The sequence below is a fragment of the Kribbella sp. NPDC051952 genome, assembly GCF_040680855.1.
Lineage (GTDB): Bacteria > Actinomycetota > Actinomycetes > Propionibacteriales > Kribbellaceae > Kribbella.
In genome coordinates this window covers 69,569-95,727 of the sequence record NZ_JBFAXQ010000016.1, presented here as the reverse complement: position 1 = coordinate 95,727, position 26,159 = coordinate 69,569, and the positions used below count along the sequence as shown (strand labels likewise).

The following is a 26,159-nucleotide window of genomic DNA, read 5'->3' as shown; positions in this document are numbered from 1 at the left end:
GGCTGTGATCGATCACCTAGCACTTGTGAAAGGACTTCCCGTGAGTGGCGATGAGCTGACTGTCCAGCGTGACCGGGCCCGGCAGGACTATGAGGCGTTGGTGGCGAAGGGGCTGAAGCTGGATCTGACGCGGGGGAAGCCCTCGCCGCGGCAGTTGGATGCGGCCAATGGAGTGCTCGGGCTGTCCGGTGACCCGGTGGCCGCGGATGGGACCGACCTGCGCAACTACGGCGGGCTGAACGGCCTCAAGGAGGTACGGGCGATCTTCGCCGAGGACCTCCAGGTACCGGTCGAGCAGCTGATGGCGGCCGGGAACTCGAGCCTCGAGCTGATGCACGACGCGGTCGTGTTCGCGCTCCTCGGGAAGGTGCCGGGCGCCGAGCAGCGCTGGGCCGATGTCGAGGGGCTGACGTTCCTGTGCCCGGTGCCGGGCTACGACCGGCACTTCGGGATCTGCGAGCGGTTCGGCATCCGGATGATCCCCGTCCCGATGACGGCCGACGGCCCGGACATGGACGTGGTCGAGCGGCTGGTCGCCGAGGACGCGTCGATCAAGGGCATCTGGTGCGTGCCGAAGTACAGCAACCCGGACGGCACGGTCTACTCCGACGAGACGGTCCGCCGGCTCGCCGCGATGGAGACCGCCGCACCGGACTTCCGGATCTTCTGGGACAACGCGTACGCCGTACATCACCTGACGGACTCGCCCGCGCAGCTCGCCGACGTACTCGCGTTGTGCGCCGACGACGGTCACCCGGACCGGGCCTTCGTGTTCGGGTCGAGCTCGAAGATCACCTTCGCCGGAGCCGGCGTCGCGTTCTTCGGGTCGTCACCGGCCAACGTCGAGTGGTGGCTGAGCCACACGGTCAAGCGCAGCATCGGACCGGACAAGATCAACCAGCTCCGGCACGTGCAGTTCCTCCGCGACGCCGACGGGCTGCGGGCGCACATGCGGACACTCGCCGAGGTGATCCGGCCCAAGTTCGAGGCGGTCGACAAGATCCTCACGGCCGAGCTCGGCGACAGCGGTCTGGCCTCGTGGACCTCCCCCGCCGGCGGCTACTTCATCAGCCTGCAGGTCCCGGAGGGTTGCGCCCGCGAGGTCGTCGCCAAGGCCAAGGCGGCCGGTATAGCCATCACCCCGGCCGGTGCGACCCACCCGTACGGCGATGACCCGACGGACCAGACCATCCGGATCGCACCGACGTACCCCGAACTGCCCGAGGTCGAGGCCGCGATCACCGGCCTGGCCACCTGCGTCCGCCTGGTCGCGACCGAGAAGCTGCTGGCCGATCAGGCCTGAGGCAACTCGAAGATCAAGCAGGTCGAGGTCGCGTGGGCCAGCAACGCACCGCGCTCGTCGAACAAGCGTGACTCGGCGACCGCGGTGCGGCGGCCCCGGCTGATGATCGAGCCCTCACACCGGAGCAGACCGGACTTGACCGTGACCGGCTTGATGAAGCGGGTCATCAGATCCAGGGACGTGTAGCCGACGCCGGCGGGCAGGGTCGAGTGGACCGTGCAGCCGGCGGCGGTGTCCAGGAGCGTCGCGATGACTCCGCCGTGGACTGTGCCGAGCGGGTTGTAGTGGAACTCGGCCGCCGGCAGGTACACGACGACCCGGCCCTCCTCCGCCTCGAGCCCGGTCGCGCCGACGAGCTGCAGGATCGGTGGCGCGGGAATCTCGCTGTCGCTCATCGCCCGCAGCATCTCCAGTCCGGACGTCGTGCCGAGCCGCGCCGCGGTCAGCGCCGGATCGGTCCAGGAGAAGGTCCGGCTGCGGGTCTGGTCCTGCGTGTCAGTCATGGACCGAGCTTCACACCGCTTGCTAAGTCTGTCAACGAGACTTAGCCCTCACTACGGTGACCTCCCGGTGACGCGACGTCGAGCTGGCAAACGCATGAAATAAAGAGGTTTCGGGCCCTCCTCTTCCCTCTCGCGAAGCCGTCGCTAGGCTGCCTGAGGGGAGGACGAAGTGAGGCAGTTCAACACACCACCGCAGTGGCCCGATCCGCCGACGGCAGGATGGCGGCCACCGCCGCGCTGGCGACCCCCAGCGTCCTGGCCGGCGCCACCAGATGGATGGGCGTTCTGGACCGACGAGCACGGGCGTACGGTCCGAGGACCCGTCGGCAGGTACGGCGGCGCGAGCCGGATCAAGGTGGTTGCGATCGTGCTTGTCCCGACCGCCCTGATGTCACTCGTGCTGGTGAACCCCTGGCGTGCGGATGACGCGAGTACGACGTCGCCGTTCACCTCCACCACCGAGGCACCCCTCGGGCGGGTCGAGAAGCCCACCCGGGAAGCCGCGCGGACCGCTGCCTCCACGCCGCCGGGCGGCGAGACAATCGCCCCGACGTCCAGCGTCGCCCCGACCTCGACGATCCTCCCGACGACCCAGTCGACCGTCGTCGTGTACAGGGACTGCGCCGAGGTCCGAGCCTCCGGCAAGGCCCCACTCCCCCGCGGCAACCCCGGCTACTCGAAGGCGCTGGACCGGAACCGGGACAACATCGCCTGCGGCCCCGGCGACTCCTAACCAGCGACTGCGGTTCCCCGGGCGAGTTCGGCCAGCTCGTTGACGCCGATGGGGTGGACCAGCGGGTCGGCATGCCGGTGCACCAGATCCCAGCCCGCTTGTGTACGTCGGAAGACCAGCGTGACGCGTAGGGACAAGTCCTGGTCGGGCAGACCGCCGATCTTGCCGTGCTGGCGTTCGACCGCGACGATCACCGTCAGATCGCCGGACTCGTACGTCTGCTCGATGTCGACCGACGCCTCGCCGCCCCGGAAGAACTCGCGGGTGGCCTGCAACGTCTCCGGCGAGGTGTCGAAGCCGCGGACGAGCTCCCCACCATGGGGCGACATCAACGTGTAGTCGTCGCTGTGATGGATCAGCTCCAGGTACCTGTCGACATCACCGCGGAGGTAAGCCCCCGCCGACTCCTGGAGCCGCCGCTCCAGCTCTGCGTCCACCATCACCTGTCTCCTGTCCTGTGTCGGGTACTCCACGAGACATACGCAGCACCGGACCGTTCCGGTTTCAGGGAGCGAGGATCGGTTTGAAGGCGGCTTGGACGGTGGCGCTGGTCGGCGTCACATACTCCTGCGACGGTGTGTACGACGTGTAGATCGTCTGTGGACACGATGATCCGCCGATCTGGACGGTCGTGCTCATGACCAGGCGACCGGTACGCAGCTCGTAGGCCTTCACCGGGACCGCGATCTTGTAGAACGTCACGCTGGTCGACGCGGCGTAGGAGTCGCCGATGGGCGTGTACGGGCAGGTCTCGACCGCCGTACCGTAGTCGTTCTCCTCCGTGCAGAGCATCAGGGTGGCCCGGTACGGGTCGGTCGTCCGCCATTGGCTCGGGAGTTTCCCCGTGTACTCGTCGGTGCCGCCCACGAACAGCGCTCGGTTGACGCCGCGACGGTGGTACGGCGCGGCCCCGCCGTACTTGGCCGGCGACGAGCAGTACTCGCCACTGGTGATCAGGCCGCGAACGTTGTTCAGCTCCAGCGTCAGCGCGGCTCGCTGCGCGCCGGCGCGGGCCTTGACGGCTTGTTTGGCGCGAGGGTAGTTGTCGGCAAGCTGCTGGTAGACGACGCGCGCTTCGTCCCATTTCCCGGCGGCGGCGCGCGCGTCCCCGCACCCGAGGAGTGCGTTCGGCTCGAGGCGCGGGACGACCGCTCTGGCGCCGTCCAGGAGATTGTGAGTCGGGTCCCGGAACCGTAGAGCGGCCGTGAGCGCGACAGTCGCGCACGGGTCTTTGGCCGGCAGGCCGCGGAGGAACCCATCCAGTACGGCGCTCACCGTGTGCTCCTGGCCCGGCTCGGCGAGCACCTCGGACAGGACGCCGAAGCCCGCGTCGAGTGCCTTGGGATCGCCCGTCCGCGTGGCGGTCCGCAACGTGATCGCAGCCGAGTCCAGCCGGTCGCACGCGCCGACATCGCCCTCGACCCGGACCGTCCGCGGCGCGTCCGCGAGCCGATGGCCGAACGAGTACTTCGCCTTCGCCGCCGACACCCCGGCACAGTCCCCCGCGTTCCGCGCCGCGACGGCCTCGTCGTCGATCCGGGCAGCGCCGAAGCGCAGGACGCCGACCGCGAGCAGGACCGCGACCGTGAGCCCGAGGGCGACCAGCCGCTTGGGGAGGCTGCTGGTCCGGTTCGGTTGCTGCTGGGCGAGGAACCAGCCGTGGACGATCGCGACCGCCCACCAGACCACGATCGCCAACTCGTAGCTGGACTCCTTCTGCACGACCAGGACCACCACGAGTACAGCGGTCACGAGGAGGGCCGCGATCCCGGTCTTCCATCGCCGCATCAAGAAGTACCCGAGGCCGAGCAGGGAAGCGTTGCCTAGGGCAACGGTCAGTGGATCGGGTCGCGCCGGCGTCTTGGGTGCCGGCCCCGGGTACGGCCCGGTGCCCGGTGCGGGAGGTGGCAAAGAGCTCATCGGTCACTTTCGATCACGTGGAGAGACGGAACGTCACTCAACGTACGAGTCCGCCTGGACCCGGTGTGACCGCTGACCGCTACCTGCCAGTCAGAGCCGGATGGACTTCTTGTTCATGAACTCCTCGATGCCCGCCGGGCCGAGTTCGCGGCCGAGGCCGGAGCGTTTGATCCCGCCGAAGGGCAGGTCCGCCTGCGATCCGCCGGCTCGATTCAGGTAGACCATGCCGGCCTCGATCCGGTCGGCGACGCGTCGGTTGCGGGTGGCGTCCGTACCCCAGACCGATGCGCCGAGGCCGAACGGTGTGTCGTTCGCCAGCCGGATCGCGTCGTCGTCGTTCTCGGCCTTGAACACGATCACGACCGGGCCGAAGATCTCCTCGTAGTACGCATCCATGTCCGGCGTGACGTCGGTGAGAACGGTCGCCTCGAGGTAGGCGCCCGGGCCGATCCGGTTCCCGCCGGTCCGTAGGGTCGCGCCTTGCTCGACCGCCTTCGCGACCTGCGCGGCGACCTCGTCCGCGGCCGCGATGGACGCGAGCGGCGGGAGCTTCGTCTCCGGGTCGGAGGGGTCGCCGGGCACGTAGTAATCCGCGATCCGCTTCGTCAGCCGGTCGACGTACTCGTCGTACAGGTCGGACAGCACGATCATCCGCTTCGGGGCGTTGCAGGACTGACCGCAGTTCCGCATCCGCGCGGTCGCGGTGGCGTTGACGGTCTCGTCCAGGTCCGCGGTGTCGAGCACGATCAGCGGGTCGGAGCCGCCGAGTTCGAGCACGGTCCGCTTGAGGTTCTTGCCGGCTTCGGCGGCGACCGAGATGCCGGCTTGCTCGCTACCGGTCAGGGAGACGCCGACGATCCGCGGGTCAGCCAGGATCGCCGGGATCTGCCGACTGGAGGCGTAGGTGTTCACGTACACGTCCTCGGGTACGCCGGCCGCCCACAGGATCTCCTCGATCGCCCGGGCCGAGCGCGGGCAGATCGACGCGTGCTTGAGCAGGATGGTGTTGCCGAGCACCAGGTTCGGCGCGACGAACCGGGCGACCTGGTAGCAGGGGAAGTTCCACGGCATGATCCCGAGCAGCGGCCCGATCGGCTCCTTGGTGATGACCGCGCTTCCGCCCTTGATCTCCAGGGGCTCGTCCGCGAGCAACGCCGGCCCGTGCTCCGCGTAGTACCGGAAGATGTCGACCACGATCCCGACCTCGCCGAGACCCTCGTTGACCCGCTTTCCCATCTCCAGCGTCATGATCCCGGCCAGCTCATCAGCCCGCTCATCGAACAGGTCCGCAGCCCGCGCCACGATCCCTGCCCGCTCCCCAACGGACCGCCCCCGCCACCCCGCATACCCGGAATGCACCCGCCCGATCGCCCCCTGAACCTCCTCCTCCGTCGAGTTAGCCACTTCCTCAACCAACAACCCCGTCACCGGGTCAGCAACTACATACATAACTCCTCCATCCACCACGAGCACAGCCTCGCCAAGGCTACCCACCTCGCATCATACTGTATACAGTCTTGCCGAATCGCGACGGACTGCACGTTTGACCGCATCCAGTTACCCTGAAATACGGTGAGTGACGGGGGTGAGGTGTGATTGCTGCAGGTGACTTCCGAGCACTGGTGGCGTTGCGCTCGAAGCAAGGCGAGCTGGAAGCGCTGAACACACTCCACCGGGATCTCGGCGTACAGCCGTTGGTGGTGATCGAGGTCGAGGAAGACAAATCACCTGAGCCGACGCTGGACCGGGTCGCCCGCACGATGCGGAAGCTCAACGCGCTCGGCAGAGTGGCGATCGCGGACGTCAACGCGATTCATTCGGATGCGGAGAGGTTCGAGCTGCTCGACAAGTTGGCGAATCGGCTGCATTCCGCAGACGACGAGCTGCCTTTGGATCCCATTCCGTTCATACCCGTGGCTCGAGCCGGCGACGCCGCCTGGCTGTATCGGCTCCGCGCGTTCGCCGACGAGTTCGGGTGCGGCTGCGCACTTCGGATCGAGCCGGAGTCGGCAACCCCGGCTCAGGTCGCGCAGTTGCCGCAAGCACTTGGCCTCGAAGCGACGGACGTCGACCTGATCGTTGACCTCGGCTATGTGGCGTCGTCGACCTCGCGAGTGACCGATGAAGCGGTGGCGACTCTCGCCGATCTGATCGGGCAGCCGACATTCCGGTCGATAACGCTCCTCGGCGGCTCTGTTCCCAGGTCGCTGACCCAGGTCGCGGTCTGGGAACAACCCCGCTACGAGGAGCTCGTCTGGCGCGCGGCGGTGTCGGCAGGTCTTGCCGAGGTGCGGTTCGGCGACTACGGCGTCGTACATCCGGTGACCGCCCCGGGGATCCGCCGCAGCAACCACGTGAACGTCAAGTACAGCTGCACCGACCATTGGCTGTATGTCCGGGAACCGATCCCGGTCGTCGACCAGCAACATCTCGTCTCGAAGGCCATCGGCACCGCGAGTCAGAGCTTGCTGGAGTCGGGGAGCTTCGCCGGTGCTGACTATTCGTGGGGCGACAACGGATTCGTCGCGGCGGCGAGCGGCAACGCCTCCGGATACGGCTCGAAGACGAAGGTCGTCGCCCTGGCCACGTCCCATCATCTGTCCTACCTGGCCGACCTCAGCGCAGCCTGAGTTCGGCCGCCAGGCGAACGCCCACGCCGCGATCTGTTGTGGTCAGGGGTGTTGTGGGGGCAAGCTCGTGGCTTGCCCGTTGTCCCGCCCTTTGTCGATCGGATGCCCGCCCGTGTCTGAGCAACGGAAGTTTCGTGTTGTCCTGCGACTGGTCGCCGTACTGGCGGCTGTGTCGGTCCCGACGATGGCTCTCGCGTCGCCCAGTGCGACCGCTCCCCCGGATCCCGCGAACGCCTGGCAGTACCCGCACTGGCCGCAGAAGCAGCCCTGGCAAGAAACACAGCAGGAGTCCGGTCAGGACAAGCGGATCGCGACCACCACGTCCCACGGTCTGCCGGGTCCCATCGACCCGCAGAACTGGGAGAACCCGGATCACATGACGTGGAGCGACTACGTCAAACCGCCGGGCACGGACTGGGCCAACCCCGCGACCAAGGGGTCGACCCGGACGTTCAAGGGTGCGCTGGTCCTGCTCGACTACCCGAACCAGGACTTCGTCATCACCAAGCCCAAGGGCGCGACCGTGTTCGGCAACCCGAGTGCCGAGGCGAACGGCGTACCGCGGGACCAGGTCGCGCAGTTCTACAAGAACTTCCTGAACACGCCCGGCCAGCTCAACCGCGGCCACACGCTGCACGAGTACTGGATGGAGGACTCCAGCGGCCGGTACGGCGTCGACCTCACCGCATTCGGTCCGTACCGCATGCCGGGGAAGTCGCACGAGTACGCGATGGAGTTCCAGAAGCCTGAGGACTGCCCGGCCGGCGACAACTGCAACCGCAACATCCGTACCGACGGTCGCGCCGCGTGGGTCGCGGACCAGGGGCCGGAGGTGCCGGCCGGGTTCGACTTCGTGTTCTTCCTGAGTGCCGGACAGGACGAGTCGTCCACCTGGCAGGAGTTCGGGATGATGAAGTTCCCGACCAAGGAGGACGTGACCGACGACTTCGGTCCGCCGGACCCGAGCCTGCCGAACTGGTCGGACACCCGGTACGTCGACTGGACGTCGTGGGCCGCGGGTTCGTCGATCTGGCCGAACGCCGGCGGTGGTTCGTCGACGCAGGCGGAGAGCTCCGGCATGGCGGTGTTCGCGCACGAGTTCAGCCACATCCTCGGCATCGGTGACAACTACAACAACCCGTACGGCGTACCTGCCCGGCGCGCGTACACCGGGATCTGGGAGATGCTCAGCCGCGGCAGCTTCAACGGCCCAGGAGGTCCACACAGCCGCTGGATGATCCCGGCGACCGGTGGCGCCTCGATGGGCGCGCAACACATGCTGCGGAACAAGATCAAGCTCGAGATGGTCGACGAGCAGAACGTGCTGCGATTGTCGCGGGAAGCGCTCGCGACGTCGGGTGTGGTGATCGCGAACGTGACCGCGCGTACGGCGCAACCGGGGCCGAAGGGGCTGTCCGGGGTCAACATCCAGCTCGGCGGCGCGGGTGATCTCGCACCTGCCTGTGACGTGACGACGGATCCGTTGTGTGACGGACGTGGGTATCAGAACTACACGGTCGAGGTGGTGGACCGGATGGGCACGGACTCGTTCACGCCCGATTCCGGCGTACTGCTCGCGAAGACGAAGAACCAGGATCAGGCGCCGTTCGAGTGGGTCGTCGACGCCAACCCGCAGGACATCAACATGACCGACTACGTCCTGCCCGACGGCACCAAGGTCCCGATCACGATCGGCGACTACCGCCAGCTGTCCGACGCCCTGTTCCACGCCGGCACAAATTCGGGCAGCGAGTACGAGTACACCGACACCGCGAACCGCCTGCACTTCTACGTCACGAACGTACGCCGGGACCGCGCCGGGATCCTGTCCTACACAGTCGCGATCCGCTCCCTCGACGGCTCCGGTCCGCAGAAGCGCGGCGTCCGCGTCCTCCCCACGGTCGCCAAGCCGACGTCGAACGGCGTACAAACCTGCAACTTCCAACTCACCAACACCGGCAAGGCAGGCACGGCCTCCACGCACCCCGAGGACGTCACGCCGTACCTCAAGGGCGACATCTACCGCCTCTCCGCCAAGGTCACCGGCAAGAACTGGTCCCTCGCCCTCCCCAACGCCCTGACCACCGCCAACGCCGGCCAACACGTCAACGTCCCCGTCTACACCAAGGCAGGCACCACCCCGCTGGCAAAGATCACCCTCACCGCAACCTCCGAAAGCGACCCCTCAAAAACCACCACCGCCACCTGCGTCGCCATCAAGCGGTAGCGAGACGTTCTCCGCACCTGGGGCGGTCCGCAGATAGTCGACAATCTGCGGATCGTCCCAGCCGTGGGCCTCGCGGAGGCCGGTGGCTATCCATTGGAGGTACGACGGGGTCGGGGCGACCGGGGTGAGTTCGGCGGCGTCTCCGTGCGTGACGGTGTACATCGGGAGGCCGTCGTGCTCGCCGAGGCGTACGACGGTCTCGTACCGGCCGGGACCCATCGTGTGGAACTCAACGACGTCGGTGAGGGCCGCGGTCAGGTCTTGGGCGAACGGCCCGCCGGGTTCTCGCCACATCTCCTGGGCGGCGACGTCGCCGAGTTGCTCCGGGGTCAGGAGGTAGGCCCGGCCGGCGACTCCGCGGGTGGCGGTGCGGTCGTAGAAGGCGGAACCGCCGCCCCAGACCTTCGAGGCGCCGGCGAACAGGAGGCCGCCTGGTACGGCGACGGGCTCGATCCGGGTGGGGTTGCTGCCATCACGGCAGCCTGGGTACACCCGGGCGCCACCTTGTGGTCGGCCGCCGGACAGGTAGCAGCGGAAGCGTGCAAGGGCCAGGTTGGAGCCGTACGCGACGTACCAGACGCGATGCATGGTCGGCAGTGAACCACGAGAGCAGTGATCGGAACAGTTTGAAAGTCACCGGCAATGGACAGGACAGTTCATCTTCCGTCGGTTAATCGTTCAGACTAGGGTGCCTGCGACGTAGTGCTGGTGTTTCAGACTCCATCCGCCCTCAGCCGTCAGGAGACCCGTATGCCAGACATCAATCGCCGGAGGTTCCTGCAGCTCGCGGGAGCTTCGGCTGCGTTCGCCGCGATGAGCAACAGCATCGAGCAGGCCGCCGCGATCCCGGCGCACCGCCGGCACGGTGACATCGAGGACGTCGAGCACATCGTCGTCCTGATGCAGGAGAACCGTTCGTTCGACCACTACTTCGGCACCATGAAGGGTGTGCGTGGTTTCGGTGACCCGCGGCCGGTGACGCTGCCCAGCGGGAAGCCGGTGTGGCACCAGAAGGATGCCGCCGGCAAGGAGATCCTGCCGTTCCGGCCGGACGCGGACAACCTCGGCCTGCAGTTCATCCAGGACCTCGCGCACAGCTGGGGCGACGCGCACCAGGCCGTGAACAACGGCAAGTACGACCAGTGGATCCCGGCGAAGACCTCGACCACGATGGCGTACCTGACCCGCGAGGACATCCCGTTCCACTACGCGCTCGCGGACAAGTTCACCCTGTGCGACGCCTACCACTGCTCGTTCATGGGCTCCACCGACCCGAACCGGTACTACATGTGGACCGGTTACACGGGCAACGACGGCACGGGCGGCGGCCCGGTCCTGGGGAACGACGAGGCCGGTTACGGCTGGACGACGTACCCGGAACGGCTCGAGCAGGCCGGTGTGTCCTGGAAGATCTACCAGGACATCGGTGACGGTCTGGACGCGGCCGGCGGCTGGGGCTGGATCGACGACGCGTACCGCGGCAACTACGGCGACAACTCATTGCTCTACTTCAACAACTACCGCAACGCCGCGCCGGGGAATCCCTTGTACGACAAGGCCCGCACCGGCACGAACGCGAAGGCCGGCGAGAGCCTGTTCGCCCAGCTGACCGCGGACGTGAAGAACAACCGGCTGCCGAAGATCTCCTGGATCGCCGCGCCGGAAGCCTTCACCGAGCACCCGAACTGGCCGGCCAACTACGGCGCCTGGTACATCTCCCAGGTCCTCGACGCGCTCACCGCGAACCCGGCCGTCTGGAGCAAGACCGCGCTCTTCATCACGTACGACGAGAACGACGGCTTCTTCGATCACGCCGTACCGCCGTACCCGCCGATGTCCGCGTCGCAGGGTCTGTCGACCGTCGACGTCGGCCCGGATCTGTACACCGGTACGAAGGTCGCGCCCGGCGCGTACGGCCTGGGTCAGCGCGTTCCGATGCTCGTCGTGTCCCCGTGGAGCACCGGCGGCTACACCTGCTCGGAGACGTTCGACCACACCTCGATCATCCGGTTCATGGAGCGGCGATTCGACGTGCACGAGCCGAACATCTCCCCCTGGCGCCGGGCGATCTGTGGCGACCTCACGTCCGCCTTCGACTTCGGTACGACGGCGACGAAACCGGCCCGTCTACCCGACACCACGGCGTACGAGCCGCCGGACGACAAGCGGCACCCCGACTACGTGCCCACGCCGCCCGCGGTCGGCAAGGTCCCGGCGCAGGAGCGCGGCGTCCGCCATACCCGGCCGTTGCCCTACGCACCGATCGTCGACGGCACCGTTGCCGATGGCAAGTACAAGCTGACCTTCAGCTCCGGAGCGCACGCCGGTGCGCAGTTCCTCATCACCTCGGCCAACCGCACCGACGGCCCCTGGACCTACACCACGGAAGCCGGCAAGACCGTCGCCGACACCTGGAACCCGGTCTACTCGGCCGGCATCACCGACCTCACCGTCCACGGCCCGAACGGCTTCCTCCGCACCTTCAAGGGCAAGCCCGCGACGGCCCTGGAGATCACCGCCCGCGACACCCGCACCGGCGACGTACTCCTCACCTTCACCACCAAAACAGCCCGCCGCGTCACCATCACCTCGTCGTACGGCGGCAAGCCCAAGAAGCTCGACCTCAAGCCGGGCAAGACCACCCACACCATCACCACAACCACCCGCTGGTACGACGTCACCGTCACCACCGACGGAGACCCGACGTACCTCCGCCGCTACGCCGGCCACGTAGAAACCGGCACCCCCGGCCTCAGCGACCCCGCCACCAAAACCGTCTGAACGTACGACGGGATATCCCCGCGAGTTGTCCCTTCTCCCCCCGGCATACGAGGGGAGAAGGGACAACGCGAAGGGATATCCCCTCGGACGGAAAGGGCGCCGGGCTACAGGATCGGGGCCTCGGGCTTGGTGGCGGCGGCTGGGTTCGCGTCGTCGACCTGGTCCAGGCCGTCGACGTCGATGCGGGTGGTCCAGCGGTTGTCGGGGTCGGGTTGGGGGATGGAGTCGAGCAGGAGTTTCGTGTACGAGTGGGACGGCTCGTGCATCACCTTGGAGACCGGGCCGCGTTCGACGATCTGGCCCTTGGTGATGACCATGACCTCGCCGCCCAGGTAGTAGACGGTGGACAGGTCGTGGGTGATGAAGAGCGTCGTCATGCCGTGCTCGCGCTGGAAGTCGAGCAGGATGTCGAGGAAGTGCTTACGGACCTGGGCATCCAGCATCGACACCGGCTCGTCGGCGATGATGAACGACGGCCGCAGCATGTGCACCCGAGCCAGCATGATCCGTTGCCGTTGGCCACCGGACAGCTGGTGCGGGTAACGCCCGAGCACGTTCTCCGGCTCGAGCCGCACCGCCCGCAGCGACTCCTCGATCAGCGCCAGGCCGGCTTCCCGTGACTTCGCCAGCCCGAACTTCTTCACCGCCTTCCACAGCACGCGATCCACCCGATAGAAGGGATTGAAGATCGCGTACGGATCCTGGAACACGGGCTGGACGTCGCGCCGGTACTCGTCGTACTCGGTCCGGCTCAGCTTGAAGATGTCCTTGCCGCCGTACAGCACGGACCCGGCCGTCGGCTTCTGCAGACCGAGCACGTTGCGCGCGATCGTGCTCTTCCCGCTGCCGCTCTGGCCCACCAGCGAGACGATCTGCGGTGGTGACGCCGCGAGCGAGAAGCTCACGTCATCGACCGCGGTGATGTAGCCTGCGGCCACGCCGCGGGCATGGAATCGTTGCTGTACGCCACGAAGTTCGAGCTCGGACTTCACGATACCTTCCTTCCGAGACGCGGGATCGACTCGATCAGCTGCCGGGTATACGCGTCCTGCGGATTCTTGAACACCTGCCGTACGTCGCCAACCTCGACCAATTGCCCTTCGTACATCACCGCGACCCGGTCGGCCAGCTGCGCGTGCACGCCCATGTCGTGCGAGATCAGCATCAGCGTCACCCCGAAGTCGGTACGCAGATCGCCGAGCGACTGCAGGATCACCCGCTGGATCGTCACGTCCAGCGCCGTGGTCGGCTCGTCAGCGATCACCAGGTCCGGTTCGAGCGCGACCGCGATCGCCATCAGCACACGCTGTTTCATCCCGCCGGACAGCTCGTGCGGGTACATCCGCGCGACCCGTGGTTCCAGGCCGACCTGCCCGAGCAGCCGCGGGATCATGTCCCCGACCGCTTCCTTGCGGTCCGGCGCGTGCTCGACGATCACGTCCTTGAACTGGTCGTGCACCCGCATCACCGGGTTGAGCGAACTCATCGAGCCCTGCGGGAGATACGACAGCGAACTCCAGCGCAGGACCCGCAGCTCTTCGCCTTGCACCTGAAGCAGATCCACCGGCGACCGACCGGCCGGGTGGAACATCGCCGAGCCGGCCGTCACCTTGCCAGGTGCCTTCAGCAACCTGAGCAGTGCGACCGCGAGCGTGCTCTTCCCACTGCCCGACTCCCCCGCGATCCCGAGGATCTCGCCGCGGCGGACGTCCAGGTTCAGGTCGCGGACAGCCTTCACGTCGCCACGGTTGGTCGAGTAGGCGACCTCGAGTCCCTTGATTTCCAGGACGTTCGGCGTCTCACTCACCGGCCACTCCCCTCAGTCGCGGGTTGTAGACCTCTTCGAGTCCGATGTTCACCATGTTCAGCGCCGCGAACAGCAGCGTCAGCAACCCGACCGGTACGACGAACATCGGCCACGCGCCCAGTGTCAGCGCACCGGTGCTGATCGCGCTGTAGATGATCTGGCCGAGGTCGATCACGCCACCGGGCCCGAGCCCGATGATCTCCAGGCCGACCAGTCCGAAGATCGCACCCAGCGCCGACGACGCGAACCCGACCCCGATGAACGGCAGCAGGTTCGGCAGCAGTTCCGTGGTGATGATCTCGAGGTCACGGGCCTTGCTCACCCGGGCCAGATCGACGTACGGACGCGTGCGCAGGCTCAGCACCTGCGAGCGGATCGTCTTGGCCGCGAACGGCCAGGCGAAGATCGAGATCATCACGCCGACCTGGAACAGGCTGACGTTCTTCGCGTACGCCGACAGCGCGATCAGCAACGGGAACGTCGGGATCACCAGCAGGATGCCGGTGAACGTCGACAGCACCCCGTCGATCCAGCCGCCCTTGTATCCGGCCACGAACGCGACGACCACGCCGACCACGGTCGAGATGACTCCGGCGATCGCGCCGATCTGCAATGAGACAGCCAGCGCCTTCACCACCATCGCGAACACGTCCCGGCCGAACTGGTCGGTCCCGAGCAGGTGGCCGGAGCCCGGCACCAGCCACTTGTCGTACGCCGCCAGCTCGATCGGATCCTGCCCACCGCCGATGGCCTTCGCGATCAGCGGGCTGAACAGCGCGAGCAGCACCATCAGTCCGAGGATGACCAGCCCGATCGCCAGCCGCCGGCTGTTCCGGATCGTCCGCAGTACTGCTGTGAGGATTCTCATCGGCATCACTTCCAGTACTTGACCCGCGGGTCAAGCAACGGCAGGAGGAGGTCGAGCAGGAGTACGGCGGTCAGCACCGAGAAGATCGCGATATCGGTCACTCCGAGGATCGTGTTGAAGTCGAGCTGCTGGATCGCGGTGACCAGCGTGGTCCCCAGTCCCGGGTAGTTGAACAGCTGCTCGACCAGCACGTTGCCGTTGAAGATGAAGCCCAGCGAGATGCCGAACGCGGTGATCTGCGGCAGGTAGCAGTTCCGCAGCGCGTAGCGGGTCAGGATCCGCCAGCCCTTCAGGCCCTTGGCCTCGGCGTACACCAGGTAGTCCTCGCCGAGTACCGGGACCATCAACATCCGGGTGGACAGGATCCAGCTGAACGTCCCGATGACCACGATCGACAGGCCGGGCAGCAACCCGTACTTCAGCACGCTGCCGATGAACGCGAGATTGATCCCTGGATTGATGTTGGAGTCGTACGCCGATCTGGCCGGCAACACGCCCATCGAGTACGCGAAGATGTAGACCAGGATCAGCGCGACGAAGAAGTACGGCACGTGCGAGAGCGCGATCGACAGGTTGGTCGCGATCGCGGAGCCGAGCTTGCCGCGGCGCCAGCCCGCGATCGCGCCGATGACGACACCCAGGATCCAGGCCAGTACGGCGGAGATGCCGAGCAGGCCGATGGTCCAGGGCAGCGCGCGCAGGATCACCGTCTGAGCCGGTGTCGGGTAGTTGATCAGGCTCGGTCCGAGATCGCCGTGCAGAACCAGCTTCTGCATGTACACCACGTACTGCGTCAGCAGGTTCCCGTCGAGCCCGAACTCGTGCTTGTAGCGGGCGATGATCTCGGCGCTCGCCTGGGCGTTGTAGATGTAGTTCTGCTGCAGGGTCTGGATCAGCGTCTGGATCGGGTCACCCGGCATCAGCCGGAAGAAGAAGAACGCGATGGTGAGCGCGCCCCAGAGCTCGATCAGGTAGAGCCCGAACCTGCGGATCGCGTACGCCGCCAGCGGATGCCGCGACAGCCAGGCCCGCACCCCCGTGGCGGGTGCGGAGTCCTGGCTCTTGTCGACAGCTACCGCGGACGGGGCCTCAGCCGTCACGCCGGCCCCTTCTGCCCGGTGGCCTCGATCTTGCCGAGCACGAAGATGAAGTGCTGCCACCAGTTCAGCGGGACCTCGTACAGGTCGTCGTCGGTCGGCCAGCCCTTCCAGAACGTGCTGTTGAAGTACGACGGGTAGCCGGTCTGGATCACCGACAGCATCGGCAGGTCCTGGAAGTAGATCTCCAGTGCCTGGTTCAGCAGCGGCTTGGCCTGCTCGCTGTCAGGATCCATCCCGGCCAGCTGCTTGGAGATCTCGTCGAACTTCGGGTTCTTGTACCGCAGCTTGTTCTTGCCGGCCGCGTTCTTGCCGATCGGCTGGTACTTGTCGCTGGTCCAGTCCGAGTACAGCTGCTCGGGGTCGACCGCGATCCCGGCCCAGCTGGAGTCGATGTCGTACTCGCCGCGCTGGAACTTCTCGTCGTGCACGTTGCCGGCCAGGCTGCGCAGGGTGGCCGGGACACCGACCTTGGCCAGGTCGGTCTTCAGCACGTTGGCGATCGCGTACTCACCGCCGTCGACCGGCGAAGGCGTGATGATCTCGAGGTTGATCTCCTTGCCCTTGTAGGTGCGCTTGCCGGCGGCGTTCTTCGGCGCGATCTCGTCGAGCAGCTCGGTCGCCTTCTGCGGGTTGAACTCGAACTTGTACTTGTTCGCGAGCTCGTCGTTCTTCCACTTGTCGTTGGTCGGGTAGTCCGCCCACGGGTACTGCGCCGGCGGTACCGGGACCGGCCAGATCGACTTGCCGATCTTCTCCCGGTCCAGGCAGTAGTTGATCGCCCAGCGCATCTTCGGCTCCGAGATCACCCCGCGGGCCGGGTCGCAGTTCAGCCACATCACCCGCGGGTTCGGGTCGTGGAACTGGGTCGTCACGAGCGCCGGGTAGCCGGTGTTGCGCAGCTGCTTGGCGTGCTGCTCGTCCACCGAGCCGACGTCGAACTCGGCCCGCTCGAACGCCAGCGACGCCTGGTCGAGCTGCTTCGACGTGCTCTGGTAGACGACGTACTGCGGCTTGACGTCGAGCTTGTCCTTGTTCCAGTAGTTCGGGTCCTTCTCCCAGATGAACATCTTCTGGTTCCGGATCGCCTGCTTCAGCTTGTACGGGCCGCTGTGCACCGGCGGGTTGTCCTTGTACTTCGTCGGGTCCTGCGACTTCCAGATGTGCTCCGGCATGATCCCGAGCGGCGGACCGGCGATCGCGGAGATGAAGTTGTAGTGGAACCGGGGCGCGGGCTTGGTCATCTTGACCACCGCGGTCTGGGCGTCCGGGACGTCGATGCTCTTGACGAACTCCTTCAGCTCACCGCCGCCGCCGAACAGGTCGGGCCGATCCTTCAGGAGCATGACCGTGAACTTGAAGTCGTTCGCGCCCAGCGGCTGGCCGTCGTTCCAGTGCGCCTTCGGGTCGAACTTGAAGGTCACCTCGGTGTGGTCGTCGTTGTACTTGTACTCGGTCGCCAGCCACGGCTTCATCTCGCCGGTGGCGAAGCTCAGGTAGAACAGTGGCTCGGTGCTCAGCTCCACGCCGGCACCCGAGGGCGATCCGTTCGGGATCATCCCGTTGAAGCTGTCGAAGACCGTGTACTCCACCTGGCCGACGATCACCGCCTGGTCACGCGGAACCGGGATGTTGGCCTTGCCGATCTGGATCGACTTGGTCGCCTGGGGCTTGTTGTCGTTGTTGGCGGGCTTGTCGGAATACGACCCGCCACCGGAGCAGGCAGCCAGGAAGGCGGTCATCGCCGCCGCGGCACCTCCTCCGACCACGCTTCGCCGACTGAGCTGATAGCGGACGACATCCTCGACATCTTCGAACTGCGGGCGCGGCGCTTCGTTCATGACGAAAGTCACCTCCGTTTCCATTGCGTGGACAGGGGCATCACCGACCGAGAGGTGAGTCGGACTATAAGTAGGCATGACAACGTTGGCAAGAGTTCATTGCCACGTTGGAACCTTGCCGTCATATCCGCAGATCAGTCGATATACCAACCTTTGACAACGATGTATTGCGCTGTGTGACCAGTTAGACCTTTGGTCCCGTCGTACGACGTCCTGTCTCGTCACACGCCGCATCACACGGTGCGGGGCTTGGATCGGACCCAGGTGGCCAGTTCCGGTCATCTGACAACGGGACGACTTTCCAGGGGGAAATGGCATGACGAGTACGGCCGTAGACTTCGCGGCGATCAAGGACAAGCAGCGGACCGGATGGCAGACGGGCGACTATCCGCGGGTGGGTAACACCCTGCAGATCATCGCCGAGCTGCTGGTCGAGGCCGCGGACGTTCGCGCGGGGCAACGAGCCATCGACGTCGCGTGCGGTCAGGGCAACGCCGCGATGGCGGCGGCGCGGCGGTTCGCGGAGGCGACCGGGGTCGACTACGCGGCGAACCTGCTGGCGCAGGGGCGTGAGCGCGCGGCGGCCGAGCACCTGCCGGTCACGTTCACCGAGGGTGACGCCGAGGAGCTGCCGGTTCCGGATCAGTCCTTCGATCTCGCGCTGAGCACGGTGGGCGTGATGTTCGCGCCGGATCACCAGCGCGCGGCCGACGAGCTGGTGCGGGTGGTGCGGCCGGGCGGGAAGATCGCACTGGCATCGTGGACGCCGAGCGGGATGGTCGGGCAGCTGTTCAAGACGGTGTCGAAGTGGGCTCCGCCGCCGGCCGGTGTGCAGGCGCCGACCCTGTGGGGCACCGAGTCGCACCTGTCCGAGTTGTTCGGGGACCGGGTCGAGTGGACCGCCCTCGTCAAGCGTGAGTACGTGTTCCGGTATCACTCGCCGGAGCACTTCGCCGAGTGGTTCATGGACTTCTACGGGCCGATCACCCGCCTGGCCGGGTCGCTGGACGGTGAGGACCATCGGCAGTTCGCGGCGGAGCTTGCCGACGTACCGCGAGCGTTCGACTACGCGGAGGACGGAACGGTCGCAGCGCGGGCCGAGTACCTGGAAGCAGTCGGCGTACGGCGTTAACCAAACGCTCCACCGAATGAGGGTCTGGGGGCGACACTGGTCTCGCGCGAGGGGGTGAGACCAGTGTCGCTGATCCGTCTGTTGGGTCCCCCGGTGATCGAACCACCGGGCCGTCAACCACGAGGCAAGAAAGCGTGGGGGCTACTCGGGTACCTCCTGCTGACCGAGCGGCCCCCGAGCAGACGCCGCCTGGCCGAACTCTTCTTCCCCGACGCCGAAGATCCCCTGGCCGCCCTCCGCTGGACCCTGGCCGAACTACGCCGGGCAACCGGCATCCCCGACCTACTGACCGGCGACCCGGTAACAACCCACCTGGATCCAACAACAGTCGACGTCCTCCAACTCACCACCCATCCCGCCCAAACCGCCGGACATCCCAGCCGGGAGAGTGGTTGGGCCCACGGGGAGTTGTTGGAGGGGGTGGAGCTTGATGGTTGTGTGGAGTTCGAGTCCTGGCTCCTCCTCGAGCGCCGCCGGGTAGCCGGAATGATCGAAGCCAGACTCCGCCAGCAGGCAATCACACTGCTCGCAACCGGCCGCCCCACCGACGCGATCCCCTTCGCAGCCAAGGCAGTCACCAGCAATCCACACGAGCAGGGCAACCACGAACTGCTCGTCCGCAGCCTCGCCCAGTCAGGCGACCGGGCCGGCGCACTGCGCCAGATCGCCTTGTGCGAGGACCTGTTCCGAACCGAACTGGGGGTCGAGGTGACCGAATCCCTCCACTCGGCCGCCCTGGTCGGCACCGAGTCCGGCCCACCCCTCAGCAGCCGCGCCGCCGCCGTCAGCCAACTACAAGCCGGACGAGCCGCCCTGGTAGCCGGCGCGGTAGACGCGGGCCTCCTTTGCCTCCGGCAAGCAGCCGCATCAGCCGTCCAATGCCACGACAAAACCCTCCAAGCACGAGCACTAGCAGCCCTCGGCGGCGCCCTCGTGCACGCAATCCGCGGCCACGACGAGGAAGGCGCCATCATCCTCAACGAAGCCCTCCTGATCGCCCAGGAAGCCGGCGAACGCCCCACCGCCGTCCTGGCCCTCCGCGAGCTCGGCTTCGTCGAAGTCCAAGCCGGCCGTCGGACCACCGGCGACGAGTGGCTCAACCGCGCCCAGCACCTCTCCGAAACTCCCGAGGAGCTGTCGGCCATCCTCGGCGTACGCGGAATGAACTCCTCCGACCGATCCGACTACCCCACCGCCTTCGAGCAACTCAACGAATCCGCGGACCTAGCGGCATCCTGCGGTGATCGCCGCCAGCAAGCCTGGTCATTGTCGCTCGTCGGCCGAGCCCATCTCCTCCGTGCCGAGTACGCCGAAGCAGCCGTTGCCCTAGGCAAATCACTGGAGTTGGTCCGCCAGGAACGCTGGATCGCCTTCCAGCCCTGGCCGCAAGCACTAGCCGCCGAACTCGACCTGTACGCTGGCAAGCTCGACACAGCGTTCGACGGTTTCGAGGAGGCCTGGGCGCTGGGCTGTCAGCTCGGAGACCCTTGCTGGGAAGGGATGGCGGGCCGCGGCCTCGCCCTCCTCAACGCCGAACGAGGCGACCACCCCGCCGCCACCCGCTGGCTCGAGATCGCCTTGAACCGAGCCAGCACCGCACCAGATCGCTACCAATGGGTCCACGCCCACGTCCTCGACGCGACCATCACCGTCGCCATGGACCACTCCGAGCACGATCGCGCACTCACCCTCGCCGGTCGACTCTCAGCCCTCGCAGCTAGGTGCGACCTGCGCGAACTTCTGGTCCACGCCCAACTCCACCTCAGCCGCCTGGGCGACCGTCAGGCGGCCACCTCGGCCCGCACCCTCAGCACCGGCATCGACAACCCGGCATTACAGGACCTAATCGGTGTCGTAGGCCGCGTCGATCAGCAACTCTGAGCTCCGACCCGGCTCATTGAGCACCGCACGGATCACATGCCGCTGATCCCACCGCCCACTCCCCCACGCCAGCGCCTTCGCCAATCCGTCGAACGTCGCCGCATGCGGAGCGCCATCCGCGTCGACCCACCAAGACACCTCGACCCCGTCGACCGTGAGCTCCTCGTGCTCCCACCAGATCGCCGGCACCTCAGGCACGAGCTCGAGTACGATCGCCGGTACGTCGGCCGCCGTACCCTCACTGTCAATCTTGCCCTCGGCAACTTCCTGCGCCATCGGTACGTCGAGCAGGTCACTCAACCCGTCCGCCGCGGCACCGAACGCAACGACGAATCCACCCAGATCCGCACGCTGCAACCACATCGGGCCATCGACGACGACCGCATGACTGGCGTCGGTGACCCGGGTCAGACCGTCGTCCGCGAGCACCCGGACCTGCTCCGGCGCATCCCCCGGGAACAGCGAGAGCGTGCCGAGCCGGCTCCACAACCGCAGGATCGTGCTCTCGTCGACCTCGCGGTCCGGATCGGCGAGCCGCTCCAGCAGCAACTCGATGCCATCGGCATCGAGATCGCCGACCTCGCGGACCATGCCGACCGCCGTCCGCACCTCCGGGTCCAGCGCGGCCGTCCAGTCCGGCGCCTCGTCCAGGAACTGCGCGAGGACCGGCTCGGCATCCGGATCCGCCCGCCCGGCAAGGGGTTCGCCGTCGGCCAGCACGACCCGATCACGGATCCACCAGGCCGCGTACGCCGGTACGCCGAGTGGCCGGTCGTCCGGGCCGACGATCCGGACCTGGGTCACGAGCGCGCGCCGGAGCTCGGGCGACGAACCGAGCAGGTCGAGAACGCGCGGCCACGCATTGTCCGTGATCCAGTCGAGGTCCCGGATCGCCATCAGTTCGCCGACGGTCGCCCCGTACCGCGATCCGTCCGGAGCGACGTCGTACGCCCAATCCTCAATGCCATCGAGGTCTTTGAGGGCCTCGGGCAACTGATCGAGGGCCACGTCGGAGGCCGTGACGACACCGAGCGACGCGAGTACGCCGACTGCCTCCAGCGCGGGAAGTCCGTAGCGGTCGAGCAGCTCGCGGGCCACCGGGGCGACCTCGTCGGCATCGAGCACCTCCTCGGCCGCGGATCCGGGGATCACGAGGGCATTCGCCGGGACGAGTTCGCCGTCGGCGTCGTGCAGTACCAGGTCCGACAGCCACCAGAGGCCTTCGGCTTGGGTCGGATCGGCGGCGATCAGGGTCAGTACGGCGTACGCGATCGCGTCGGGATCATCGGCCTCGACCGAATGCTCGACGGCCGTGCGTACGGCGCTGTCCTCGAGCAAGGACCGCGGTGTCGCCGGGATCGCGCCCAGCCGCTCGAGGGCCGGGTCGACGGCGTCCGGGTGGACTACTCGTACGCCGTACTCCCCGAAGGCGGCGAGGATGTCGGTAGGGATCTCGGGGCCGGACAGGAGGAGACCGCGCACGCCGCGGACCATCCGTCCGTCGGCCAGCGGGACTGGGAGCGTGCCGAGGGATTCGCGCAGGAGTGCATCTGTGACCATGCCGGAAAGCGAGGAATACAAGGCTTTCCACCAGGCGGGCGACTCTTCCGCACCGAGCTGGTCGATCACGTCGGCCAGTTCGAGACGCCGGACCTGCAGTGCATCCAGTGCGAGGCGATCCTGTCGTGTGGATCGGATCAGGGCCGGGACGATCGGCGCGAGCACCTGGTTGAACGCGTCGTCGGCCCCTTCGACCGCGACGGCGTCCCGCGGTCGCAGCAGAGCACCGTCCTCCACCGCGCGCACGATCGGCGTCGCAGGCAGGACCGCGAGGATCTCGTCCCGCAAGGCACGATCGAGCGCCCCCGCCGCCAACCCCGTCGGCACCAACCTGAGAATGTGGTCACCGGCGTCAGCCCGATCACGAAGCAACTCCGCATACGCCCGGGCGGCCTCCGCCACAATCCGATCGGCGAGTGGGCCCTTGGCCACGTGTCGTCGGGTCGGGTCGAGGGGGAAGGTTGCCAACAGCAACGCTTCGAGTGAGAGCGTTTCGTCGGTCGGTGTCGGCGCCTGGACCACCCCAGGGAGCTGGGTGGTGAGATCACGCGGCAGCGCCCAGACCACCGACCAACTGGGCCGGGAGCGCTCTTCGGTCGGCCGGTCCGCCAGCAACTGCTCGCGTTCTTCGGCGTCGAACGTCCCTGCGGCGCGATGGATCCACCACCGGGACGCGGCGTCTTCCAGCACCCGATGCTCGTCGTCGGTCTCGATCTCGATGCGCTCGAGCCCAGGCAATGCAAGGAGAAGCGCATCGCCGGCTTCGTTGAGGAGTCGACGGACCAGCGCAGCCGCAGCCTCATTCCGAAGCGGGAGGATGACCGCAGTGTCATACCCCGCTGGCGGCTCCCCCTCCGCTTCAAACGGGAGACGCAGTACAGGCACCTGCCCATCGCGACGGCGTACTTCGGTATCGAGTCCCGCCGAGCCGAGCTCAGCGATCGCCGCCGCCGTGTCCGCCTTCGAGAAGCGCACGCCACCCGTCCGCGACAGGATCACCGGCTCGTCGGTGACCGCGAGTACGGCGGAGAACCCGACCCCGAAGCGCCCGACCGTGGCGTGGTCCCGTTTCGCGGAGGCGCGCAGGGTCGCGAGTGACTCGACCCCTTCGGCGTTGAGCGGCGTACCCGTGTTGGCGACGACGAGGGTGCTGCCGCGGAGCTCGTACAGCACCCGGCCCGGCGTTCCCGCCCGGGCAGCGGCGTCCGCGGCGTTCTGCGCGAGTTCGATCACCAGGCGGTCGACGTACCCACCGAGCGCGAGGTCCTCCTCCGCGTTCGCGTCCTCGCGGAACCGTACGGGCGCCGCCGACCACCCAGCCAGGACCCGCTCGCGAATCCCCGCCGTACCGAACACGTCGTCAGTCACCGGTGCAGTATGCCCCACCTACGCAGGCGGATATCGTGGTGCGGTGATCCCACCCGGAAGCCGGTACGTCGCCCTTGGCAGTTCGTTCGCGGCCGGGCCGGGAATCAATCCGATCGTGGACAGGCCGGCGGGTCGATCGGGCAACAACTACGCGCACCTGGTTGCGGCCGAGCTCGGGCTGGAGCTGACCGACGTCACGTACTCCGGTGCCACCACCGCGCATGTACTCGACACCCAGCAAGACAACGCGCCGCCGCAGCTCGACGCGCTCACGCCGGACACGCGACTCGTCACGATCACCGTCGGCGGCAACGATCTCGACTACATCGGGACGTTCATCCGGGGCAGCTTCCTCAACACGGTTGCCAAGCCCGCGAGCATCTTCGGTCGCCGGGTCGCGAACCGGATCCGGGCCCGGGTGAGCTACCTCAAGGAGGACGCGGAGTACGCCGCGGTCGCCGACGCCCTCACGACCGTGGTCGAGCGGACCCGCGAGCGCGCTCCGGAAGCACGCGTCCTGCTGGTCGACTACCTCACCCTCGTCGGCCCGAGCACCCGCCCGCGCCTCGACGTACCTCTCAACGAGGAACAACTGCCGAGCGTTGCGATGATGGCCGACGGCCTGGCGGCGGCCTTCGCAAAGGCCGCCGCAGCAACAGGCGCTGACCTGGTCACAGCCTCAGCCGCAAGCCGGGACCACGCGATCGGCTCCCCAACGCCCTGGACCACCGCCTACTCAAGAGGCCTCTTCAGCCCCCTGACCGGCTTCGTCCCCTACCACCCCAACGCCGCGGGCATGCGCGCCGTGGCCGACCTGGTCGTCGAAACCCTCCGCGCCTGACCGCCGAGGGTCAGGACGGGGTGTGGACGTAGGGGGTTGTGGTGGTTACTGCCTGGAAGCCGAGGCGTTGGAGGATTGGGGAGCTGTCGTCGGAGGCGTCGACGTGCAGGTACTTGTAGCCGAGCTCTGACGCGCGGGCGGCGCGGACTGCGACCAGCGCCTTGTAGATGCCCTTGCCGCGCCACTCGGCGAGCGTCGAGCCGCCCCAGAGGCCGGTGAACTCGGTGCCCTTCTTGTAGACCGCCCAGGCGGCCGAGACGACCTCGCCGTCGGCCTCGGCGACGAAGATGTCGGTGCCGGTCGCATGACGTCGGACCAGATCGTCCGTGAGCCAGGACCAGTCGTCGTTCCAGACGGTCGACTCCATCGCGGCGATGCGCTCGAAGTCGGCGCGGTCGTTGACGAGATGAATGCTGATGCCGTCGACGGACTCGCGACCGCGGAGCCGCTCGACGATGTCGGCGCTCTCAGCGACGAGGACAGTCTCCTGCTCCTCCGGCTCGAACCCAGCGGCCCGCAGCCGCTCCGGCAGGTCGGCGGGCTGGTCGTGACCACGCAGTTTCCACTCGACGGACTGACCCTTGGCCGCGAAGTAGTCCCGCTGCCGCGCGATCAACGCGTCGATCTCGGCGCTGTCGAGGCCGTCCAGCGTCCGGTAGCTGACGAACCCACGGTTCGGGTACTCGACCCGGATCACCGGTCCGTCCATGCTCGTCGGCACGTCCGCGCTCTCACTGGCCCCTCGCAGCTGCTCGTCGTACACCGCCAGCAACTGCCCCACCTGGTCACTCTTCGCATCAGTCACGGGAGGACTCTCCCATGTCCGAGCGCCAGCTGCCGGTCTATTCGACGGTGCTCAAACCCCTGACCACTGCGAGTAGCCGGGTGCGCGCCGTCCAGCGACGACGCGGGCGACGGCGACCACCACCGGCGGGCTGGCTCAGGCCGTGCTTGTTCTCCGGCTTGGCCTCGATGTTGTGGCTCAGCGACACCATCAGGTTCAGCGGTTCCATGCGTCCGTCCTCCGCTCCGTGGGGCCCCGCTCCGGGGGCGCCTTCACAGATACGTCGGACTAGCCGGCGCGTTTTTGACATGCCGGGCCGAAATCGTCCAAAAGAATTCAGCCGGGCTGTTGCTCGGTGGCTTGAAGCAGGCGGCGCAGCAGCGCCTCGACGCGGATGCGGTCGTCGGACGAGAGGTGATGGATCAGCTCTTCTTCGACCTGCTGGATCTGGCCGACGCCGCGTTCCCAGATCTCGTGACCGGCCGGCGTCAGGGTCGCGACGACCTTGCGGCGGTCATCGCGATCGTGGGAGCGCTCGACGTACCCACGGCGCTCGAGCGCGTCGAGGCGGTTGGTGAGCGCGGCCGGCGACATGCTCAGCAGCTTGGCGAGCTGCCCCGGAGTTGCCTGGTACGGCGTCCCGCCGCGGCGCAGCATGTGGAGCGTCTTGAACTCCCACCACTGCAATCCGAACTTCGCGAGCACGGCGTCACGATGCCGATCGAGGTAGCGGGCCAGGGCCTGGAGTCTGACCGCGATGCCTTCGACCTGGCGATCCAGCTCGGGCCACTCCTCGGACCAGAGGTCGACATGGTCATCTACCCAATCCTTCACCCGTCGAACTTTTCACCAGCTGAAGGTTAGTTGTCAAATATTTCGACGT

At 67.2% G+C, this 26,159-nt stretch carries 22 protein-coding genes; 8 read left to right on the top strand and 14 right to left on the bottom strand.

What is annotated here, in order from left to right; translation table 11 throughout:
* Positions 1-40 precede the first annotated feature (40 nt).
* Positions 41-1,303: an aminotransferase class I/II-fold pyridoxal phosphate-dependent enzyme gene (locus tag AB0L70_RS27300; protein WP_363688966.1), complete on the top strand. Its 1,263-nt coding sequence runs from the start codon at positions 41-43 to the stop codon at positions 1,301-1,303.
* Here the strand turns inward: AB0L70_RS27300 and AB0L70_RS27295 are convergent.
* Positions 1,294-1,806, bottom strand: a complete 513-nt coding sequence (locus AB0L70_RS27295) for a PaaI family thioesterase (protein ID WP_363688964.1) — start codon at positions 1,804-1,806, stop codon at positions 1,294-1,296. The genes AB0L70_RS27300 and AB0L70_RS27295 overlap by 10 nt on opposite strands.
* Before the next feature lie 169 nt (positions 1,807-1,975).
* Here AB0L70_RS27295 and AB0L70_RS27290 point away from each other — a divergent pair, with 169 nt between their 5' ends.
* Entirely contained in the window at positions 1,976-2,539 is a 564-nt protein-coding gene (locus AB0L70_RS27290; protein WP_363688962.1) for an excalibur calcium-binding domain-containing protein, read from the top strand.
* Here the strand turns inward: AB0L70_RS27290 and AB0L70_RS27285 are convergent.
* The 3 genes from AB0L70_RS27285 to AB0L70_RS27275 all read right to left on the bottom strand — a co-directional run bounded on the left by AB0L70_RS27285 (position 2,536) and on the right by AB0L70_RS27275 (position 5,908).
* Positions 2,536-2,979: a nuclear transport factor 2 family protein gene (locus tag AB0L70_RS27285; RefSeq protein WP_363688960.1), complete on the bottom strand. Its 444-nt coding sequence runs from the start codon at positions 2,977-2,979 to the stop codon at positions 2,536-2,538. The two genes, AB0L70_RS27290 and AB0L70_RS27285, sit on opposite strands and share 4 nt — an antisense overlap.
* A gap of 64 nt (positions 2,980-3,043) precedes the next feature.
* Positions 3,044-4,459, bottom strand: coding sequence for a hypothetical protein (locus AB0L70_RS27280; protein ID WP_363688958.1), 1,416 nt, complete (start codon positions 4,457-4,459; stop codon positions 3,044-3,046).
* Positions 4,460-4,549: 90 nt separating this feature from the next.
* A complete protein-coding gene (locus AB0L70_RS27275) occupies positions 4,550-5,908 on the bottom strand; it encodes an NAD-dependent succinate-semialdehyde dehydrogenase (RefSeq protein WP_363688956.1) in 1,359 nt (452 codons plus the stop codon).
* A gap of 143 nt (positions 5,909-6,051) precedes the next feature.
* Between AB0L70_RS27275 and AB0L70_RS27270 the strand changes: the two genes are divergently transcribed.
* Together AB0L70_RS27270 and AB0L70_RS27265 are read left to right on the top strand one after the other, a co-directional pair.
* Entirely contained in the window at positions 6,052-7,089 is a 1,038-nt protein-coding gene (locus AB0L70_RS27270) for a hypothetical protein (protein ID WP_363688954.1), read from the top strand.
* 112 nt (positions 7,090-7,201) lie between these two features.
* A complete protein-coding gene (locus AB0L70_RS27265; protein WP_363688952.1) occupies positions 7,202-9,316 on the top strand; it encodes a M6 family metalloprotease domain-containing protein in 2,115 nt (704 codons plus the stop codon).
* On the opposite strand, the gene AB0L70_RS27260 is transcribed toward AB0L70_RS27265, so the two are convergent.
* The gene (locus AB0L70_RS27260) at positions 9,275-9,904 is read right to left on the bottom strand and encodes a histone deacetylase (protein WP_363688950.1); all 630 of its coding nucleotides are present in this window, start codon (positions 9,902-9,904) and stop codon (positions 9,275-9,277) included. The two genes, AB0L70_RS27265 and AB0L70_RS27260, sit on opposite strands and share 42 nt — an antisense overlap.
* Before the next feature lie 162 nt (positions 9,905-10,066).
* Between AB0L70_RS27260 and AB0L70_RS27255 the strand changes: the two genes are divergently transcribed.
* Positions 10,067-12,097, top strand: coding sequence for a phosphocholine-specific phospholipase C (locus AB0L70_RS27255; protein ID WP_363688948.1), 2,031 nt, complete (start codon positions 10,067-10,069; stop codon positions 12,095-12,097).
* Positions 12,098-12,201: 104 nt separating this feature from the next.
* Here the strand turns inward: AB0L70_RS27255 and AB0L70_RS27250 are convergent, their stop codons facing one another.
* Genes AB0L70_RS27250 through AB0L70_RS27230 form a run of 5 tightly spaced genes read right to left on the bottom strand, consistent with a single transcriptional unit; the run spans position 12,202 to position 17,710 of the window.
* On the bottom strand, positions 12,202-13,089 hold the full coding sequence (locus AB0L70_RS27250) for an ABC transporter ATP-binding protein (protein WP_363688946.1): 888 nt from the start codon (positions 13,087-13,089) through the stop codon (positions 12,202-12,204).
* Positions 13,086-13,904: an ABC transporter ATP-binding protein gene (locus AB0L70_RS27245; RefSeq protein WP_363688944.1), complete on the bottom strand. Its 819-nt coding sequence runs from the start codon at positions 13,902-13,904 to the stop codon at positions 13,086-13,088. The genes AB0L70_RS27250 and AB0L70_RS27245 overlap by 4 nt, the downstream gene beginning before the upstream one ends.
* A complete protein-coding gene (locus AB0L70_RS27240) occupies positions 13,897-14,772 on the bottom strand; it encodes an ABC transporter permease (protein WP_363688942.1) in 876 nt (291 codons plus the stop codon). The genes AB0L70_RS27245 and AB0L70_RS27240 overlap by 8 nt, the downstream gene beginning before the upstream one ends.
* 5 nt (positions 14,773-14,777) lie before the next feature.
* Positions 14,778-15,872, bottom strand: a complete 1,095-nt coding sequence (locus tag AB0L70_RS27235; protein ID WP_363688940.1) for an ABC transporter permease — start codon at positions 15,870-15,872, stop codon at positions 14,778-14,780.
* The gene (locus AB0L70_RS27230; protein ID WP_363688938.1) at positions 15,869-17,710 is read right to left on the bottom strand and encodes an ABC transporter substrate-binding protein; all 1,842 of its coding nucleotides are present in this window, start codon (positions 17,708-17,710) and stop codon (positions 15,869-15,871) included. The genes AB0L70_RS27235 and AB0L70_RS27230 overlap by 4 nt, the downstream gene beginning before the upstream one ends.
* Positions 17,711-18,026: 316 nt before the next feature.
* Between AB0L70_RS27230 and AB0L70_RS27225 the strand changes: the two genes are divergently transcribed.
* Entirely contained in the window at positions 18,027-18,842 is an 816-nt protein-coding gene (locus tag AB0L70_RS27225; protein ID WP_363688936.1) for a class I SAM-dependent methyltransferase, read from the top strand.
* Between the two features lie 93 nt (positions 18,843-18,935).
* Positions 18,936-20,723 carry a BTAD domain-containing putative transcriptional regulator gene (locus tag AB0L70_RS27220; RefSeq protein WP_363688934.1) on the top strand — a complete coding sequence of 596 codons (1,788 nt, stop codon included), beginning with the start codon at positions 18,936-18,938 and terminating at the stop codon, positions 20,721-20,723.
* Here AB0L70_RS27220 and AB0L70_RS27215 read toward each other — a convergent pair.
* Positions 20,685-23,651, bottom strand: coding sequence for a hypothetical protein (locus AB0L70_RS27215; RefSeq protein ID WP_363688932.1), 2,967 nt, complete (start codon positions 23,649-23,651; stop codon positions 20,685-20,687). The two genes, AB0L70_RS27220 and AB0L70_RS27215, sit on opposite strands and share 39 nt — an antisense overlap.
* A 43-nt stretch (positions 23,652-23,694) precedes the next feature.
* Between AB0L70_RS27215 and AB0L70_RS27210 the strand changes: the two genes are divergently transcribed.
* The gene (locus tag AB0L70_RS27210) at positions 23,695-24,492 is read left to right on the top strand and encodes an SGNH/GDSL hydrolase family protein (protein ID WP_363688930.1); all 798 of its coding nucleotides are present in this window, start codon (positions 23,695-23,697) and stop codon (positions 24,490-24,492) included.
* A 10-nt stretch (positions 24,493-24,502) separates the two neighbouring features.
* On the opposite strand, the gene AB0L70_RS27205 is transcribed toward AB0L70_RS27210, so the two are convergent.
* From AB0L70_RS27205 to AB0L70_RS27195, 3 genes are all read right to left on the bottom strand, one after another.
* A complete protein-coding gene (locus AB0L70_RS27205; RefSeq protein ID WP_363688928.1) occupies positions 24,503-25,297 on the bottom strand; it encodes a GNAT family N-acetyltransferase in 795 nt (264 codons plus the stop codon).
* 37 nt (positions 25,298-25,334) lie between these two features.
* Positions 25,335-25,505 carry a hypothetical protein gene (locus tag AB0L70_RS27200; protein WP_363688926.1) on the bottom strand — a complete coding sequence of 57 codons (171 nt, stop codon included), beginning with the start codon at positions 25,503-25,505 and terminating at the stop codon, positions 25,335-25,337.
* Positions 25,506-25,612: 107 nt separating this feature from the next.
* The gene (locus AB0L70_RS27195) at positions 25,613-26,110 is read right to left on the bottom strand and encodes a MarR family transcriptional regulator (protein WP_363688924.1); all 498 of its coding nucleotides are present in this window, start codon (positions 26,108-26,110) and stop codon (positions 25,613-25,615) included.
* Between the last annotated feature and the right edge of the window lie 49 nt (positions 26,111-26,159).

What these genes read in the sequence shown, in the direction of transcription:
- AB0L70_RS27295 (WP_363688964.1), bottom strand. Translation starts at nt 1,806, where the DNA reads ATGACTGACACGCAGGACCAGACCCGCAGCCGGACCTTCTCCTGGACC.
- AB0L70_RS27285 (WP_363688960.1), bottom strand. Translation starts at nt 2,979, where the DNA reads ATGGTGGACGCAGAGCTGGAGCGGCGGCTCCAGGAGTCGGCGGGGGCT.
- AB0L70_RS27280 (WP_363688958.1), bottom strand. Translation starts at nt 4,459, where the DNA reads ATGAGCTCTTTGCCACCTCCCGCACCGGGCACCGGGCCGTACCCGGGG.
- AB0L70_RS27275 (WP_363688956.1), bottom strand. Translation starts at nt 5,908, where the DNA reads ATGTATGTAGTTGCTGACCCGGTGACGGGGTTGTTGGTTGAGGAAGTG.
- AB0L70_RS27260 (WP_363688950.1), bottom strand. Translation starts at nt 9,904, where the DNA reads ATGCATCGCGTCTGGTACGTCGCGTACGGCTCCAACCTGGCCCTTGCA.
- AB0L70_RS27255 (WP_363688948.1), top strand. Translation starts at nt 10,067, where the DNA reads ATGCCAGACATCAATCGCCGGAGGTTCCTGCAGCTCGCGGGAGCTTCG.
- AB0L70_RS27240 (WP_363688942.1), bottom strand. Translation starts at nt 14,772, where the DNA reads ATGAGAATCCTCACAGCAGTACTGCGGACGATCCGGAACAGCCGGCGG.
- AB0L70_RS27230 (WP_363688938.1), bottom strand. Translation starts at nt 17,710, where the DNA reads ATGAACGAAGCGCCGCGCCCGCAGTTCGAAGATGTCGAGGATGTCGTC.
- AB0L70_RS27225 (WP_363688936.1), top strand. Translation starts at nt 18,027, where the DNA reads ATGACGAGTACGGCCGTAGACTTCGCGGCGATCAAGGACAAGCAGCGG.
- AB0L70_RS27200 (WP_363688926.1), bottom strand. Translation starts at nt 25,505, where the DNA reads ATGGAACCGCTGAACCTGATGGTGTCGCTGAGCCACAACATCGAGGCC.